Genomic DNA, 13018 nt, shown 5'->3' on the forward strand with positions numbered 1-13018 from the left:
ATACCGACATGAGCGACTTGGCATTGAGCGATCAAGAGGTTATCGACCTGACGCACTACCGGCGCGCGGCAGAGCAGCTGCGCGTCTTGAAGGAAATGGGCGTGCCCGCCACCAGATTGCACGACAACACAGTTCGCGTCCTGCGCATGCATCTGGTCCATCCCGCCAGCATGCCGGCGCCCCCTGCCCCTGTAAGGAAATCTGCCAGAAAATGAATCGTCACCGCAAAACCAATCGCGGCCTGCCGCGTCGGGTCTATCTGAAAAACGGCGCGTATCGCTACCTGGCCGCCGCGCCCATGCGTAACCCGGCCAATGGCAAAATACAGAGCTGGATTCACCTTGCCTATGCGGTCGAGGGAGAAAGCAAAATGCTGACGGCCCTGGCCGCGCTGCTGGGCAGTCCGCAACTTGTCGAAGGCTCGATGCCTCATGCCTGCGTGGAATTCAAAGAAAATAAACTGGGCAACTATGGGAAGGATACGCAAGATGCCTACCGTCGCTACCTGGACGTGATCGCCGACGAGTTCGAAGAGTTCCACGCATCCCAGGTGACAACCAAGGACTGCGCCGGCTTCTTGCGCGACAACTTCAAAAGCACGCCGAACACAGCGAAGAAGTATGCGGCGCTGATGAGCAGGCTGTTCAAGTTCATCATCGGTGAACTGGGCCTGCGCCAGGACAACCCTATCGATCAACTCGACATGTCCAGCTACAAGACCGGACGGCGCGAGGTGCTGGCCACGCATGCGCAAGTGCAAGCGATACGCGAAGCCGGCATGATGAGCAAGGAACGCAAGGGTACAGGTTTGAGCATCCCGACGGCCAGCGGCCCCATGTTCGCATGCATCATCGATATGTCCTACCTGCTGTGGGCACGCGGCATCGATATCCGCATGCTGAAAGAATCACAGATCGAGGATGGGCGGATCAGGATCAAGCCAAGCAAGACGCAAAAAACCAGCGGCAAGGCCGTCGACATTATCGTCACGCCTGAGATTGCCGAGGTGATCGCCCGCGCCCGTGGACTGAAAATCAAGTATGGGCTGATCAGCCAGTTCGTGTTCCCGACGCAAAAAGGCGGCGCCTACACCCGTTCAGGCCTCAGTTCGATGTGGGACCGTGCAAAGGAGCGCATTGGCATGAAGGATGACGTGGTATTCCGCGATATCCGGGCACTGGCGGCCACGGATGCGGCACGCCGCGGGGAGAACCGCACCGACATTCAAAAGCGCCTGGTGCACACGTCAGGCAAGACCACGGATATCTACATCAAGGAAGTGATCGCGGATGTTTCCGAGATTCCGATGGCATTGCCCTGGCTTGAGTGAAGCCCGACTTTTACAAATTGCCGCCGTCCTATATCAACGCCGGACGGCGGTTCCACCTCTCAACGGAACCACCCATCGTGATGAACGTTCAAGCTCGCCCGCATGTGGCATCGAATCCGCTGGATGTTCAATAGGCACTCCAAGCAGAGACTTGCGCCAGCTGTTACGTCGGATATCCTTCCTTCAACTGTTTGTGCACTAGTCGATGACAGTTCGCGCACAGGCACTGAAGGGAGTCCAAGCGAGTCGTATGTCCCAGTTTCATCTCGCTCACTTGAGTTTCGCTGTGATGGACTTCAATACAGGCCTCACCATCGATCGATCCGTAAAACTCAACAGGGTCAAGCTTGCAGCGTTCACAAAACAACTTTCCGTGATCGCGCTTAAAACGTAATCGTTTTGCTTGCGCAAGTCCCTTAGCACGCTCACGCACAAGATGCCTTATGAGCTTCGGCCTACCCTCGACCCATTCTCGGTCATCCTCAGATAATTCAAGTGTCGGCTCATTCTGCGAATCCTCAGAAAATTCGTTTGTAGACTCGTCCTGCCTTTCCTTCGGTACGATTTGATAGCCCGCCCGTCGAAGGATGCGAAAGCAAGGGGACGTCTCACCTGCCGTGAAGTGCTGAGGCAAAACATCGAATCCTAAAGCAAGCCGCGCCGCAAGGCCGAATACTGCTTTAGGTGGCAACGTAACGCCATCCGAGTCGATCAAATCATAGTCTGTCGAAGGACCAAACTGATGCTCAGCACTGCCATCGCGGAGTAATTGAACTGCTTGATGAACGTGGTCTTGGCCAATCTTTTTTAACTCTTTTGCTGGTAGCCGTCCCGAACTGCCCAACAGTTTGACATCCCCTTGATCAGCGCTGAACCGCCAACGGACTCTGACTGGCGTTTCGTCCCAAACCGCAACTGCTTTCCCCAGCCCTGCATAAGTAAAGGGATCGCGGTCACCTACGCGCCAAAAAACATGAACTTCCGCATCTGCCCCTGTCATTCTCTCGATAGTAGGCTGATAAATGTGGCTGTTAGTCTTCCCGCGCCAGATCAAATCTTTGCCTTCAAAGTAATTGTTGTAGTTATGACCCGTGCGGCTGGTACCGCCTACAGTGCAGAACACAAAATCGGCCCCGTTCCGCTGCACATACCCAGTGTCAACAGAACCACCTTTCGATTTTGGGTCGAGTCCGAGGGCGGCTCTAATTTCACTGCGCTTGTACTGTTGATTGAGTTGGAACGAGTATATGCTCATGGCTGGTATCTAACCGGTTTATCGATCCGTAGTGGTTCTGAACAGCGATGCCATTTGCAGAACGTTCTCCGGCAAAGGCCCCAAACGATTGTTGAGCGGTCTATAGTGACTCATCGGAATGCGGTAATGAGCAAATCATACGGCACGTAAACGGAAAAACCCAGCACCGATATTATACAAACGTATAATATACAGTACTGGGTTTTTATACAGCTTGCGCTGTAACTCCTTGAATCTAATGGTCGGGGCGAGAAGATTCGAACTTCCGACCCCATGCACCCCATGCATGTACGCTACCAGGCTGCGCTACGCCCCGACGAGGTGGGAATTATAGCAGACGCTTTTAGGTTTTTGCCATGCTTTTGCGCACGATTCATGTCGATCTGCGCAAACTTTTTTGCATGCCCCGTTCAAGCGCCCTATTCGCTCAGCAGAAGCGCCGTCAGGACGATGCGAAAGCCCGCGATCAGCGGCTCGACCTTCACGTCCGGATTGTGAATGAAGCGCACGGGCAGACCCTGGTACATGGCCACCAGGGCATCAAGGCGCCCTTGCAGCATTTCCTCGCCAGCCGGCAAGCCGCGCTTGATGCGCGCGTCGCGTATGATGGAGAGAAATAACTGGCGCGAGCGCCGGTCCGAGCATTGCAGCATTTCCGCGATCACCGGATTGCGCGACGCTTCGGCAAAGATTTCCAGCGGCATCATCCACGTGGTCGGGTCCAGCGCTTCGAGCACATGCTCGCCCGCATTGTCGATCACCGCCTGCAGCGGATCGTCGCGCTGCGCCAGGTCCTGCATCAGGTTCGACACCCGCTCCGTATTCTGCATGACGAAGGCGGCGATGATCGCGTCCTTGCTGTCAAAATAATTATAGATGTGGCCCGCGCTCATGCCGGCCGCCTTCGATATCTCGGCCATGCTGGCGCCGTGGAAACCGCGGCGGCTGAAGCAGCTTTCGGCCGCATCGAGCACCTGCTTGCGCCGCGTGTTGGCGCGCTCGGGATCCGGATGCTTCTTTTCAACTTGGTTCATGACTTTTCCAGTAGCGCGCCGGCCCTGCCCTTGCGGGCAAGGCCGGCGTCGGCGTCCCCGTGATTATTGGGCGCCGCCAGCCGCCGCGACGGCTGTCTGCTCAGGCTGCCAACCGCCGCCCAGCACCTTGTACAAGGTGACCAGGTTGGTCGATTTGGCCAGGCGCGCCGTGATCAGGCTTTGCTGCGCCGTGTACAGCGCGCGCTGGGCCACCAGGGCGTTCAGGTAGGACTCGGCGCCCTGCTTGTAGCGCGCGTCGTGGATGGTGTAGCTCTTCGTCGACGCCTCGACCAGCGAGACCTGCGATTGCAGGCGCTCGTCGATGGTGCCGCGCTGGGCCAGCGCATCGGACACTTCACGGAAGGCCACCTGGATCGCCTTTTCGTATTGCGCCACGGAGATTTCACGCTGCACCTTGGCGATATCGAGGTTGGCGCGATTCACGCCGCCATCGAAGATCGGCAAGCTGATCTGCGGCAGGAAACTCCACGTGCCGCTGCCGCCCTTGAACAGGCCCGACAGGTTGTCGCTGACCGAACCGGCCGTGGCCGTCAGCGAAATGCGCGGGAAGAAGGCCGCGCGCGCCGCGCCGATGTTGGCGTTGGCGGCGCGCAGGGTGCGCTCGGCCGCCAATACGTCGGGACGGCGCTGCAGCACGTCCGACGGCACGCCGGACGGAATGTCCGTCAGCGCCGTCACGGCGCCGAACTCGGCTGGCGGCAACAGGTCGGCCGGCACGGGGCCGCCCACCAGCAGGACCAGCGCGTTCTGGTCCAGCGCCACCTGGCTCGTGTAGACAGCCACGTCGGAACGGGCCGACTCGACACTGGTCTGGGCATCGTACTTGTCCAGGCCCGAGGTGGCGCCCGCGCTGAAGCGGCGCACGGCCAGGTCATACGACGACTGCTGGCTCTTCAGGGTGTCCTGCGCCACGCGCAGGCGCTGCTGGTCGGCCACCAGGTTCAGATAGGTGCTGGCCACTTCGGCCACCAGGCTGATCTGCTGTGCACGGCGTGCTTCTTCCGTGCCCAGGTATTGCTCCAGCGCGCTGTCGGACAGGCTGCGCACGCGGCCGAAGAAGTCCAGCTCGTAGGCCGACACGCCCAGGTTCGCCGTGTACTGGCGGTTGATGGACGCTTCGCCCGTCGGGCTGGCGTTTTTCGAAATGCGCGTGGCCGACTGGCCGCCCGAGGCCGACAGGGTCGGGATCAGGGCGGCGCGTTCGATGCCGTAGGTGGCACGCGCCTTCTCGATGTTGAGGATCGAGACGCGCAGGTCGCGGTTGTTGGCCAGCGCCAGTTCCAGTACCTGGCGCAGGCGCGCATCGGCAAAGAACTCGCGCCAGGCGACGTCCGCCACCGGCTTGGCGTCGGCGGCGGCCGTGTCGGCCTTGTAGGAAGGGCCCGTCGGCCACGCCGTGGGCGCCGGCGCTGCCGGACGCTCGTACGTGGGAGCCAGGCTGCAACCGGCCAGCAAGGCCAGCGCCGCCATGGAGAATAGTGATTTTTTCATATTAATGTGCATCCTTGGAAAGCGTGACGGCTGGCGAACCAGGCGTCGCCGGCGTGGCGGGCGCATCCGGCTTCGAGAAGAAGCCGCGCACCAGCACGAAGAACACCGGCACGAAGAAGATACCGAGGAACGTGGCCGTCAACATACCGCCCAGCACGCCGATACCGATGGCGTTCTGGCTGCCGGAACCGGCGCCGCTGGAAATGGCCAGTGGCAACACGCCCAGGCCGAAGGCAATCGAGGTCATCAGAATCGGACGCAGACGCAGACGCACCGCATGCAAGGTCGCGTCCAGCAGCGACATACCCGATTCCTGCATTTCCTTGGCAAATTCCACGATCAGAATCGCGTTCTTCGCCGACAAGCCCACCACCGTGAGCAAGCCCACCTGGAAGTACACGTCGTTCGACAGGCCGAACAGCCAGGTACCGAGCACGGCGCCGATCACGCCCAGCGGCACGACCAGCAGCACGGAGAATGGAATCGACCAGCTTTCATACAGCGCAGCCAGGCACAGGAAGACGATCAGCAGCGACAGCGCGTACAGCTGCGGCGTCTGCGAACCGGATTCGCGCTCTTCCAGCGAGACGCCGGTCCAGCTGAAGCCGATGCCAGGCGGCAGCTTGGCCACCATCTCTTCCATCGCGTTCATGGCGGCGCCCGTGCTCTGGCCCGGCGCCGGCGTACCGAGGATCTCTACCGACGGCAAGCCGTTGTAGCGTTCCAGGCGCGGCGACGCGTAAATCCACTTGCCGGTGGCAAAGGCCGAGAACGGCACCATCTGGCCAGCCGTGTTGCGCACGAACCACTTGTTCAAGTCTTCCGGCAGCATGCGCGATTCGGCATTACCTTGCATGAACACTTTCTTCACGCGGCCACGGTCGAGGAAGTCGTTCACATACGAGCTACCCCAGCCCACGCTCAGCACGCGGTTGATTTCCGAGATCTGCAAGCCCAGCGCGGTGGCTTTCTGCTGGTCGATGTCGATCTTGTACTGCGGCGTATCTTCCTGGCCGTTCGGGCGCACGCCCACCATGGCCGGATTCTGCGACGCCATGCCCAGCAACTGGTTACGCGCCGCCATCAGGGCGTCATGGCCGACACCGCCGATGTCCTGCAGCTGCATGTCGAAACCGGTGGCGTTACCCAGTTCCAGCACGGCAGGCGGGGCGAAGGTAAACACCATCGCATCCTTGATCTGCAACAGCTTGCCCATGGCGCGACCGGCCACGGCCGGCGCCTTCTGCGCCACGTCCTTGCGCAGCGACCAGTCTTTCAGGCGCACGAAGGCGATACCCGTATTCTGGCCGTTACCGCCGAAGCTGAAACCGGCGACGGCAAACACGGAAGCGACGTTGTCCTTCTCGCTGTTCATGAAGTGGTCTTCGACCTGTTCGATCACCTTCAGGGTGCGCTCTTGCGTGGCGCCCGTCGGCAATTGAATCTGCGTAAACAGGATGCCCTGGTCTTCTTCCGGCAGGAACGAGGTCGGCAGGCGCATGAAGATGAACACCAGGCCAGCCAGCAGCAGCACGTACAGCAGCATCGAGCGGAAACGGTGCGTGATCATGGCGCCGACCCAGCCCTGGTAGGTGTTGCTGCTGCGGTCGAAGCTGCGGTTGAACCAGCCGAAGAAACCCTTGTTCGTCGCGTGATGGCCCTTCTCGACCGGTTTCAACAGGGTGGCGCACAAGGCTGGCGTAAACACCAGCGCGACGATGACGGACAGCACCATCGACGAGACGATCGTGATCGAGAACTGGCGGTAGATCACGCCCGTCGAACCGCCGAAGAAGGCCATCGGCACGAACACGGCCGACAGCACCATGGCGATACCGACCAGCGCGCCCGTGATCTGCGTCATCGACTTGCGCGTCGCTTCCAGCGGCGACAAGCCCTCTTCGCTCATCACGCGCTCGACGTTTTCCACCACCACGATCGCATCGTCGACCAGCAGGCCGATGGCCAGCACCATGGCGAACATGGTGAGCGTATTGATCGAATAGCCGAAGGCGTTCAGGATGCCGAAGGTACCCAGCAGCACGACCGGCACGGCCATGGTCGGGATCAGGGTGGCGCGGAAGTTCTGCAGGAACAGATACATCACGAGGAATACCAGGATCACCGCTTCGACCAGGGTTTTCACCACTTCTTCGATGGACAGTTTCACGAACGGGGTGGTGTCGAACGCCACCTGGTAGCTCATGCCTTCAGGGAATTGCTTGCTCAGGTTGCCCAGCATGGCTTTCGCCGCATTGGCCGTATCGAGCGCGTTGGCGCCCGTCGCCAGCTTGATCGCCACGCCGGTGGCCGCATGGCCGTTGTAGCGGGCCACGGTGTTGTAGTTCTCGCGGCCCAGTTCCATGCTGGCCACATCCTTCAGGTACACCATGGCACCGTTGGTCGTGGTTTTCAGCAAGATGGCGCCGAACTGCTCCACCGTTTGCAAACGGCTTTGCGCCGACACGGTGGCGTTCAGCTGCTGGCCCTTGACGGACGGCGTGCCGCCCAGTTCACCGGCCGACACTTCCGCATTCTGCGCCTGCACGGCCGTGATCACGTCCGCCGGGGTCAGGTTAAAACTTTGCAGCTTGGCCGGGTCGAGCCAGATACGCATGGCGTACTGCGAACCGAACAGGGTCACGTCGCCCACACCGGCAACACGGCTCAGCGGATCGACGACGTTGGCGGCCACATAGTCGCTCAAGTCGGTCTGGTCCATCTTGCCGTTTTCGGAAATGAAGCCGAACACCATCAGGAAGTTCTTCGTCGCTTTCGACACGACAAGACCCTGTTGCGTGACAGCCGTCGGCAGCAGCGGCGTGGCCAGCTGCAGCTTGTTCTGTACCTGCACCTGGGCGATGTCGGGATTGGTCCCGCTGGTAAACGTCAGCGTGATGCTGATGCCGCCAGTCGCATCGCTCGACGAGGACATGTAGCGCAAGCCGTCGATACCCTTCATCTTTTGTTCGATGACCTGGGTGACCGCATCTTCCACGGTCTTGGCGGAGGCGCCAGGGTAGGAGCCGCTGATCGAAATCGACGGCGGGGCGATGCTCGGATACTGCGCGATCGGCAGGCTGAGGATCGAAATCACGCCGGCAAGCATGATGACGATCGCGACCACCCAGGCAAAAATCGGGCGGTCAATGAAAAAACGGGCCATTAATATTCTCCTGAATTAGTGGGCGCTGGCAGCCGATGCGGCGGCAGAAGCGGCAGCGGCGGGCGCAGGAGCAGCTTCGGCCTTGGCCGGCACGGCAACGGCTGGGGCGCCTGGCTTGACTTTTTGCAAGCCTTCCACGATCACGCGGTCGCCTGCGGCCAGGCCGGACGTCACCAGCCAGTTGGTGCCGACGGTGCCGCTGGTGGTCAGCACGCGCTGCTCGACCTTGTTTTCCTTGTTCAGGATCAGGGCCGTGGCCTGGCCCTTCTGGTTGCGCGTCACGCCCACTTGCGGCACGGTAATGGCTTTCTCATCCACGCCCGTTTCCAGTTGCGCACGCACGTACATACCTGGCAGCAATTCGCCTTTCGGGTTCGGGAACAGCGCGCGCAAGATGACGTTGCCGGTGGTCGGATCGACCGTCACGCCGGCGAACTGGAGCTTGCCCGATGCGCCGTACTTGCTGCCGTCCGGCAGGATCAGGTCGACCTTGGCCTGGCCTTCGCCCACTTTCTTCAGCGAACCATCGGCCATCTGGCGTTTCAGGCGCAGCAGGTCGGTGCTCGACTGGGTCACGTCGACATAGATCGGGTCGAGTTGCTGCACGGTGGTCAGCGCTTCGGCCTGGCCCGCCGTCACCAGCGCGCCGGCCGTCACGGTCGAGCGGCTGGTGCGGCCGCTGATCGGCGCCGTCACGGTGCTGTAGCGCAGGTTGATGTTCGCCGATTCCAGCGCCGCAGTGGCGGACTCGACGTCTGCCTTGGCTTGCTCGAACGCGGCGACGGCATCATCGTATTCCTGGCGGCTGACGCCTTCGATGGCCACCAGTTCCTTGTAGCGCGCGGCTTTCGGACCGGCCGTCAACAGGTTGGCCTTGGCTTTCGACAGCGCGGCCTTGGCCGAATTGGCGGCGGCCTGGTAGGTGGCGGAATCGATCTGATACAGGGCCGTGCCCGCTTTCACATCGCTACCCTCGACGAACAGGCGCTTCTGGATCAAACCGCCCACTTGCGGGCGCACATCGGCGACCTGGTAGGCATTCGTGCGGCCGGGCAATTCGGCGCTCATCGGCAACGCGGCCGGATTAACAGTAAACACGACCACCTGCGGCGCTTGCTGCGCGTGAGGTGCTTCCTGTTTTTTACTGCAGCCGGCCATGATTACAGTGGCGCACAGAACGGCAATAGCGCCGCTCGTACGCGGCGACGTCAGGGAAAAGGTTGGTTGCATCTTGGACTTTCTGAAAAAGAAGCTGGCTAGTGTCGTTAGAAATGACTAAATTTATTAACGCAGATCAAAGAATGAACGATCATTCTAAAATCGTCAAGCATCGTTACAATTGAAACATAGTAACTATCAAGCGAATTAACTTATCAATGAGGCAATAAAATGAAGACAGCAACAGCGGTGGCACGCCAGCACAGTTGAGCAGGAACCTGGCGAGCGGTGGCTAAAACGGCAAAGCGGAAAAGGTGGATTGAGTGAATACTTTAGCAGGGTCAAGAGTTCTTTGCTGAACTGGCCGACAAGGACGCAACACTCCGCCCTGCCCGCAAGTATGTCGAGGTAATTATTTACCAATGGTATCGAAAAGACATGCCGCGGCGGACACGCTAATATATTGGCCACAGCATGGCGAAGCGAGGACGCGATGATGACAGCACAGGCGCAAGGAACGGCGCAAGACGATGGCGCGGGCGGCCTGGACGCGCCGCCGCTGCTGTCGACGGGCATCCCGGGCCTCGACACCATATTGACGGGCGGCCTGCTGGCCGATCGCCTGTACCTGCTCGAAGGCGTGCCAGGCACTGGCAAGACCACCCTGGCGCTGCAGTTTCTGGCCGAAGGGGCGCGCAACGGCACGCCCGTGCTGTATATCGCCCTGGCCGAATCCGAGATCGAGCTGCGCGGCGCGGCCCTGTCGCACGGCTGGGACCTGGCCGGCATCGCCATCGAAGAAGTGGCGCCCAGCGACGACATGCTCAATCCCGAGCGCCAGTACACGATCTTCCACCCGTCCGAAATCGAACTGGCCTCGACCAACCAGCGCATCCTGGCCGCCATCGAAAAACACCGCCCGGCCCGCCTCGTGCTCGATTCGCTGTCCGAACTGCAGCTGCTGGCGGAAAACCCCTTGCGCTACCGGCGCCAGGTCGTGGCGTTGAAACAATATCTGGCCAGCCGGCACTGCACCACCGTGCTGATCGATGACCGTTCCGCGCTGGACGACGGCTTGCAAGTGCGTAGCGTGGCCCATTGCGTGATCGCGCTGGAGCTGCAAAACCAGGCCTATGGCAATGACCGGCGCCGCGTGCGGGTGGTGAAATACCGGGGCGTGCCATTTCGCAGCGGCACGCACGACTACAAGATCGCCCGTGACGGCCTGGTCGTCTATCCGCGGCTGGTGGCGGCCGACACGCGCCGCGATGGCGGGCACCGGCGCCTGTCGAGCGGCGTGCCCGAACTCGACGCCATGATAGGCGGCGGCCTGGAAGAAGGCATGAGCACGCTCCTTTCCGGCCCGGCCGGCAGCGGCAAGTCCACCCTGGCGGCGCAATTCGTGCACGCGGCCACGACGCGCGGCGAACCATGCGCCATGTTCCTGTTCGAGGAGGCGCGCAGCAAGCTGCTGAACCGGACCGACAGCGTGGGCATGCGCCTGCAGGCGGCGCTCGACACAGGCCTGCTGAGCGCGCAGCAGATCGATCCGGCCGAGCTGACACCGGGTGAATTCGCCCAGGCCGTGGTCGACGCGGCGCAGCGGGGCGCCAAGGTGATCGTCATCGATAGCCTGAACGGCTACATGCACGCCGTGCCCGATGAACGCTTCCAGAGCACCTACCTGCATGAACTGCTCAATTACCTGAGCCAGCACGGCGTGACGACCCTGCTCGTCGGCGTGCAGCAAAACATGCTGGGCACTTCGATGACGACGGCGGCCGACGCCAGCTATCTGGCCGACAGCGTCATCATGCTGCGCTACTACGAAACGGAAGGCGAGGTGCGGCAAGCCATTTCCGTCTTCAAGAAACGCGGCAGCGCGCACGAGCGCAGCATCCGCCGCTTCGAGATCAGCCCGCAGGGCATCCGCATCGGCCCGGCCCTGGCCGGCTTTCACGGCATCCTGTCGGGCTTGCCTACCATCGGCGGCACGCCTTTCCCTTAGGAATGCCATGGAGCAGCGCATCCTGATCTACGCGCCTGCCGGCCAGGATGCCGCCCTGGCCGGCACGGTATTGGCGGGCAGCGCCATCGCCAGCCACGCCTGCCGCTCGCCGGGCGAACTGGCCGAGCAGCTGGCGCTGGGCGCCGGCGGCGTACTGACGGTCGACGAGGCGCTGCATGCGGGCGTGTATTCCGTGCTCGACGCCTATGCCCGGCAGCAACCGGACTGGTCCGACTTGCCCATCATCCTGCTGACGCACGCGGGACTCGATTCCCTGCCCGTGCGCCAAGCCATCGCCGCCCTGGGCAACCTGACCCTGCTGGAACGCCCCGTGCACATCCTGACCCTGATCACCTCGGCGCACGCCATGCTGCGCGCGCGCCGGCGCCAGTACCAGGTGCGCGAGACGCAGCGGCGCAAGGACGAATTCATTGCCAGCCTCGGGCATGAACTGCGCAATCCGCTGGCCCCCATCAAGTCGTCGGTGGCCCTGCTCAAGCACCTGTTTCCGGCATCGGAGCAGGTCGGCAAGGTGAGCGACGTGATCGAACGCCAGGTGACGCACCTGACGCGGCTGGTGGATGACTTGCTCGACGTGGCGCGCATCACCAGCGGCAAGGTCCTGCTGCAGCGCAAGCAGTTTGAGTTACAGCAAGTACTCGAGCATGTCATCGAACTATGCCAGCCCGCGGCCAGCAGCCGGCACATCCGCATCACCCGCGATATGCCGCCGCATCCCATCACATTGCATGCCGACTATGCGAGGGTGGTGCAGATCTTTGCCAATATCGTCTCGAATGCCGTGAAGTTCACGCCGGACGACGGGCTCATCCACATTACGGCGCGCCTGGCGCAGGGCCAGCTGCAGGTGATGGTCGAAGACAATGGCATCGGCATCGACCCGGACGCCATCGCGCGCATCTTTTCCATGTTCGAACAGGGACGCACGGTGGCGGGCCAGATAACCAGCGGCCTGGGCATCGGCCTGAGCCTGGCGCGCCAATTTGCCGAAATGCATGGCGGCAGCATCGAGGCCTACAGCGACGGGCCGGGACGCGGCAGCCGCTTCATCGTCACCCTGCCGGCCGGCGCCAGCGCCCCCCCGACCGCCACGCCGACCGCCGCCGGAAGCGACACGCCCGCCGGCGCGGGCCAGCCCGTGCCAGTGCTGGTGGTGGACGACAACCGCGACGCGGCCGATTCCCTGCAAAGCCTGTTCCAGCTCGAGGGCTATGCCGCCCAGGTCGCGTATGGCGGCGCGCAGGCGCTGGCAGCCGTCGACAGGGTATGGCCGCAACTGGTGGTGATGGACCTGGGCATGCCGGACATGGATGGCTACGAGGCGGCGCGCCAGATACGCCAGCGTGCGCACGGGCGCGACGTGCTGATGATCGCCCTGACGGGCTGGGGCCAGGGCGAAGCGCGCGCGCGCACCGAGCAAGCCGGTTTCGACCATCACCTGACGAAACCCGTGGATTTCGACGCCATCACCGCCCTGCTGCGCGCGCACCTGGCACGGCAGGAAGGGACGGCTACGCAGACAACGTCATAGCGC

The 13018-nt window shown here is 61.9% G+C and carries 9 protein-coding genes and 1 tRNA gene; 4 read left to right on the forward strand and 6 right to left on the reverse strand.

Going from position 1 to position 13018, the window contains the following annotated elements:
- Positions 1-8 precede the first annotated feature (8 nt).
- Positions 9-215 (forward strand): DUF4224 domain-containing protein, encoded by a 207-nt coding sequence (locus AC07VH_RS10895; RefSeq protein WP_494789414.1) that lies wholly within the window; start codon positions 9-11, stop codon positions 213-215.
- Positions 212-1330 carry a tyrosine-type recombinase/integrase gene (locus AC07VH_RS10900; protein WP_494789415.1) on the forward strand — a complete coding sequence of 373 codons (1119 nt, stop codon included), beginning with the start codon at positions 212-214 and terminating at the stop codon, positions 1328-1330. Before AC07VH_RS10895 ends, AC07VH_RS10900 begins: the two co-directional genes overlap by 4 nt.
- Before the next feature lie 163 nt (positions 1331-1493).
- Here AC07VH_RS10900 and AC07VH_RS10905 read toward each other — a convergent pair whose 3' ends face one another.
- The 6 genes from AC07VH_RS10905 to AC07VH_RS10930 form a co-directional block, all read right to left on the reverse strand.
- The gene (locus tag AC07VH_RS10905) at positions 1494-2585 is read right to left on the reverse strand and encodes an HNH endonuclease (RefSeq protein WP_494789416.1); all 1092 of its coding nucleotides are present in this window, start codon (positions 2583-2585) and stop codon (positions 1494-1496) included.
- A gap of 239 nt (positions 2586-2824) precedes the next feature.
- Positions 2825-2901: transfer RNA gene (locus AC07VH_RS10910), tRNA-Pro, on the reverse strand.
- Positions 2902-3004: 103 nt separating this feature from the next.
- On the reverse strand, positions 3005-3619 hold the full coding sequence (locus tag AC07VH_RS10915; protein ID WP_475415513.1) for a TetR/AcrR family transcriptional regulator: 615 nt from the start codon (positions 3617-3619) through the stop codon (positions 3005-3007).
- 63 nt (positions 3620-3682) lie between these two features.
- On the reverse strand, positions 3683-5131 hold the full coding sequence (gene adeC / locus AC07VH_RS10920) for an AdeC/AdeK/OprM family multidrug efflux complex outer membrane factor (protein ID WP_494789417.1): 1449 nt from the start codon (positions 5129-5131) through the stop codon (positions 3683-3685).
- Between the two features lies 1 nt (position 5132).
- The gene (locus tag AC07VH_RS10925; protein WP_475415515.1) at positions 5133-8297 is read right to left on the reverse strand and encodes an efflux RND transporter permease subunit; all 3165 of its coding nucleotides are present in this window, start codon (positions 8295-8297) and stop codon (positions 5133-5135) included.
- 15 nt (positions 8298-8312) lie between these two features.
- Entirely contained in the window at positions 8313-9527 is a 1215-nt protein-coding gene (locus AC07VH_RS10930) for an efflux RND transporter periplasmic adaptor subunit (protein ID WP_494789418.1), read from the reverse strand.
- A 424-nt stretch (positions 9528-9951) separates the two neighbouring features.
- Here AC07VH_RS10930 and AC07VH_RS10935 point away from each other — a divergent pair, with 424 nt between their 5' ends.
- Together AC07VH_RS10935 and AC07VH_RS10940 are read left to right on the forward strand one after the other, a co-directional pair.
- Positions 9952-11463 (forward strand): DUF7125 family protein, encoded by a 1512-nt coding sequence (locus AC07VH_RS10935; protein ID WP_494789437.1) that lies wholly within the window; start codon positions 9952-9954, stop codon positions 11461-11463.
- 7 nt (positions 11464-11470) lie between these two features.
- On the forward strand, positions 11471-13015 hold the full coding sequence (locus tag AC07VH_RS10940) for a hybrid sensor histidine kinase/response regulator (RefSeq protein WP_494789419.1): 1545 nt from the start codon (positions 11471-11473) through the stop codon (positions 13013-13015).
- The last annotated feature ends 3 nt before the right edge of the window (positions 13016-13018 follow it).

It is taken from the genome of Janthinobacterium sp. GW821-FHT03C10 (assembly GCF_059420865.1).

Excerpts from the sequence above, each read along its gene's own strand:
- adeC (WP_494789417.1), bottom strand. The coding sequence starts at position 5,131 with ATGAAAAAATCACTATTCTCCATGGCGGCGCTGGCCTTGCTGGCCGGT.
- AC07VH_RS10925 (WP_475415515.1), bottom strand. The coding sequence starts at position 8,297 with ATGGCCCGTTTTTTCATTGACCGCCCGATTTTTGCCTGGGTGGTCGCG.
- AC07VH_RS10935 (WP_494789437.1), top strand. The coding sequence starts at position 9,952 with ATGACAGCACAGGCGCAAGGAACGGCGCAAGACGATGGCGCGGGCGGC.
- AC07VH_RS10905 (WP_494789416.1), bottom strand. The coding sequence starts at position 2,585 with ATGAGCATATACTCGTTCCAACTCAATCAACAGTACAAGCGCAGTGAA.
- AC07VH_RS10900 (WP_494789415.1), top strand. The coding sequence starts at position 212 with ATGAATCGTCACCGCAAAACCAATCGCGGCCTGCCGCGTCGGGTCTAT.
- AC07VH_RS10915 (WP_475415513.1), bottom strand. The coding sequence starts at position 3,619 with ATGAACCAAGTTGAAAAGAAGCATCCGGATCCCGAGCGCGCCAACACG.
- AC07VH_RS10895 (WP_494789414.1), top strand. The coding sequence starts at position 9 with ATGAGCGACTTGGCATTGAGCGATCAAGAGGTTATCGACCTGACGCAC.
- AC07VH_RS10930 (WP_494789418.1), bottom strand. The coding sequence starts at position 9,527 with ATGCAACCAACCTTTTCCCTGACGTCGCCGCGTACGAGCGGCGCTATT.
- AC07VH_RS10940 (WP_494789419.1), top strand. The coding sequence starts at position 11,471 with ATGGAGCAGCGCATCCTGATCTACGCGCCTGCCGGCCAGGATGCCGCC.